Consider the following 3,192-nt stretch of genomic DNA (forward strand, 5'->3'; position numbering starts at 1 on the left):
AAAAAGGACATCCTGTAGCGATAATTTGAGCCTTTGTCTCTAACGCGTCCTCTGTGCGTTCAATATTGACCTCCTTGTTACCGTTTTCAGCTTCTTTAAACATCTGAGCCCCACCAGCGCCACAACACAATCCTTTCGTTTTGCATCGCTTCATTTCAACAAGTTCAGCATCTAGGCTCTCAATCAAAGATCTCGGTGCTTCATAAACATCATTCGCTCTTCCCAAGTAACATGGGTCATGGAATGTAATCTTCTTTCCTTTATACGTCCCGCCATCTTTCAAAGCGAACTTCCCTTGATTGATTAATTCCTGGATCATTTGAGTATGGTGAATAACTTCATAGTTACCACCTAATTCTGGATATTCATTCTTGAGAGTGTTAAAGCAATGTGGACAAGCAGTGACGATTTTTTTAACCTCATAACCATTCAAGACCTGAATATTCATCATCGCTTGCATTTGGAATGTAAACTCATTACCAGCACGCTTCGCAGGATCACCCGTACAACTTTCTTCAGCTCCAAGAACTGCGAACTTAACGTCGCAGTTATTCAAGATCTTAACCAATGCCTTGGTGATCTTCTTTGCTCTATCATCGAAACTTCCAGAGCAACCCACCCAGAATAAGATCTCAGGTGATTCTCCTTTGGCCATCGTTTCAGCCATTGTAGGAACCTTTAATTCACTCATTTCTAATTAATTTATTCGAATATTATTATTCTGCCAAATCATGAACGAATAAACCGCTTCGAAGCTTTGGTTCAAACCAAGTTACTTTAGGTGGCATAATCATATCATTGTCTGAAATATCAATCAATTGTTGCATGCTAACTGGGAACATTGAAAATGCTACTTCCATCTCTCCTGAATCAACTCTTTTTTCCAGTTCTCCTAGCCCTCTAATTCCGCCTACGAACTCAATTCTATTGTCTGTACGTAAGTCTTTGATACCAAGGATCGGGTCAAGGATTTGTTCACTTAAAATTGTAACGTCCAAAACTCCAACAGGATCAGAGTCTTCAAATGTTCCTGGTTTAGAAGTTAGTTTAAACCAACTACCATTTAAATACATTCCAAAAGTATGAAGTTCACTAGGCTTTAAAATTTCACTTACTTTTTCTACGTTAAATGAACCTTCAACTTTAGCAATGAAATCAGCTTCCGAAAGTCCATTCAAATCTTTAACTACTCTGTTGTAGTCAATGATATTCAATTGATTGTCAGGGAAGAGAACGGCCATAAAGTAATTGTATCGCTTACCATCTGCACCATTGCCATTCGCAGCACCTCTAAGCTCTTGAGCAACCAAAGCTCCTGCCGCAGTTCTATGGTGTCCATCTGCAATATAAATGCTTTCTACATCTGTATCGAATAGATTTGAAACTAAGGCGATATCATCGTTGTTTTCTACAACCCATAAGGTATGCTGTAAACCATCGTCAGTATTAATATCGTAAACAGGATCTGCTTGTTTAACACTCTCAACAATGGTATCAATGGCATTAACGTGAGGATAACTAAAGAATACAGGCTCGTAGTTCATTTTAGAGTAACGAACGTGGTTCTTTCTATCTTCTTCTTTGTCAGGACGGGTCAATTCGTGCTTTTTAATCACGTTGTTGAAGTAATCATCAATTGAGCAACAACCAACTATCCCAGTCTGCTTGTGTCCATCCATAATTATTTGATACACATAAAAATGTGCTTCATCATCTCGAACCATGGCACCAGCTTTCATCAGTTGCGAGAAATTATCAGCACCTTTTTGATACACTTCAGGAGCGTAATGATCGTGACTTAAATCAAAATCTATTTCAGGTTTGATTACGTGATAGAAACTATCAGGATTGCCTTCTGAAGCCTTTTTTGCTTCAACGTCATTAAGAACATCATACGGGCGACTTACAATATCTAGAACTTTTTCTTTAGTTGGTCGAATTGCTTTAAATGGTACAAAGGTTGACATATATATATATATTTAATTTTTAGGCTTCGTCCTTCCAGTTTAAACGGTCAGCAGGGCTGAACTGCCAAGGAGCACCATTGTTTTCAATATTAGTAAGCATACCGGTCAATTCAGTCGGCATTTTAGATTCTTCCATTACTAAGTATCTTCTTAAATCAATAATAATTGATAATGGATCGATATTTACTGGGCACTCTTCAACGCATGCATTGCAAGACGTGCATGCCCATAATTCTTCTTCTTTAATGTAATCACCAAGTAACGATTTCCCATCCTGGTAATCTGCTCCATGTTTCCTTTTGTTATCGCCTACTTCTGCCAGACGATCTCTAGTGTCCATCATGATTTTGCGCGGAGACAATAGCTTACCTGTAATATTAGCTGGGCAAGATGAAGTACATCTACCACATTCTGTACAAGAATAACTGTCCATTAAGTTCTTCCAAGTCAAATCAGTGACATCCTTTGCTCCAAATCTTTGTGGTTCTGGAGCTCCTTCTGGTGGTGCGGCGTATGGATCAGCGTCAGGGTCGAGCATTAACTTAACTTCGGTAGTAACAGATTCCATATTGGTGAAACGACCTTTCTTTTCCAAGTTTGAATAATAGGTGTTTGGAAACGCTAAGAATATGTGTAGGTGCTTAGAGTATGGTAAGTAATTCATGAATCCAAAGACCATAATTATATGTCCCCACCATCCAATTTGCTCAATAACTATCAATGTTCCGGTATCCATTCCCTTAAACATCGGAGCAATGAAACTACTAATGGTAAAACCATAATAAGATTCAGAACCGGTAGCGTGCCTTGCCTCGTCAGCTCCGTTCATCATGAAAATGCAAAGAATAAGAACGAGTTCCATTAAGAGAATCAAGTTGGCATCCATTTTTGGCCAACCTTTCATTTCCTTCATATTCAAACGAGGAAGCTTGATTAAGTTTCTTCTAGAAAGGAATATAATTGTAGCAATAAAGGCCAGTACAGAAAGGATTTCAATGAATGAAATAATGAACGTATAGAGTCCACCAAGAGATGGTCTAAATACACGATGTGATCCTGACAATCCATCAATAACGATTTCAATCAACTCAATTTGAGTAAGAATGAATGCAGAATAAATCATTAAGTGCAAAATTGTTGGAATCGGACGGGTAAACATCTTCTTCTGGCCAAGAGCGACAAGTAACATTGTTTTTAATCGTTCACTTTTCTTATCTGAACGGCC

The 3,192-nt window shown here is 38.4% G+C and carries 3 protein-coding genes; all 3 read right to left on the minus strand.

Annotated features, from left to right (window positions below):
* Positions 1-691: (Fe-S)-binding protein (locus tag HRT72_06140; GenBank protein NQY67287.1), on the minus strand; the 691-nt coding region annotated here is incomplete at its 3' end.
* A gap of 25 nt (positions 692-716) precedes the next feature.
* The gene (locus tag HRT72_06145) at positions 717-1,967 is read right to left on the minus strand and encodes a DUF1015 domain-containing protein (GenBank protein ID NQY67288.1); all 1,251 of its coding nucleotides are present in this window, start codon (positions 1,965-1,967) and stop codon (positions 717-719) included.
* Positions 1,968-1,986: 19 nt separating this feature from the next.
* Positions 1,987-3,192, minus strand: a 1,206-nt coding sequence (locus HRT72_06150; protein ID NQY67289.1) for a (Fe-S)-binding protein, incomplete at its 5' end; no start/stop codon positions are given.

This window comes from Flavobacteriales bacterium, from assembly GCA_013214975.1.
GTDB lineage: Bacteria > Bacteroidota > Bacteroidia > DT-38 > DT-38 > DT-38.